Origin of the sequence: Bacteroides sp. An269 (genome assembly GCF_002159755.1) — a bacterium.
Taxonomy (GTDB): Bacteria; Bacteroidota; Bacteroidia; order Bacteroidales; family Bacteroidaceae; genus Phocaeicola; species Phocaeicola intestinalis.
Genome location: NZ_NFJG01000242.1, coordinates 1 through 827 on the forward strand (window position 1 = coordinate 1; position 827 = coordinate 827).

General features: G+C 45.0%; 1 protein-coding gene and 1 pseudogene. Both read right to left on the reverse strand.

What is annotated here, in order from left to right; translation table 11 throughout:
- Window positions 1–163: pseudogene (locus tag B5F71_RS19545) on the reverse strand (hypothetical protein); the annotation flags it as partial.
- Window positions 164–581: 418 nt separating this feature from the next.
- Window positions 582–827, reverse strand: a 246-nt coding sequence (locus B5F71_RS20040; protein ID WP_158098165.1) for a hypothetical protein, incomplete at its 5' end; no start/stop codon positions are given.

Consider the following 827-nt stretch of genomic DNA (forward strand, 5'->3'; position numbering starts at 1 on the left):
TCCATTCCCAACAATTTCCCCAAAAGTCAATGCCGCCACAGGCACCCTTGCTTTGCGCGTATGCATCCACAGTTGTCAATCCACGTTCCGCATGACCGGAATTCATGGAAACATCCTTGGGCATGTGTCCGGCGGCAAGCACCCATTCTTCTTCGGAAGGCAGGCGATAACCGTGCTTGGTATCTTTTGCAGAGAGCCAGTTGCAGTAGGCTTCGGCATCCTTGAGCCCAAATCATTAAAAATGATTTGTTTCATGACTTCCTTTTGTCTTAATAAATAATACGATTTTCCTCCGTCCAGCCAAGGCAATGCCAGCGTCTAGAAGTGGCAATCACTCAGTTTTTGCGCGTATGTTTTTTCTTTCGGCTGCGGCTTCCTCTTGCAGTTGTTTGTAAAGTACTTGTTGGTCGGAAGTCAGCACAGCCGCAATGTCTGTTATCAGCTTTTCCATTGCTTCTTTACGCTTTTCTTTGGGGGCGGTGTTTATGCAATGTGACGCAGGAACTTGCAGTCAATGCCATTATTGCCATTATCGCCATTCCCAGTTTTCTTGTTGGTCTCATACTGTTCAATGTTTTAAGTTATACATTCATGTTGTTCGTTCTCGTTCGTAAGCTCGTTTGAGCGGACGTTCTGCTTATAAGACCCGGCAAAGGAATAAAAGTAAAATTGACGATGTAAGAAGCTGTTTTGAATTTCTCCAAAAAGTTTTTCTTGGCTTGATGTATCCGTTTCCGTGTGTGCTTTGGGCGATTTTTTGGTCCTTTTCGCTCCTGTTCTTCGTCAGATAGCCCGCTATCTTCCTCATCACAGAAGCGAAAATGCCT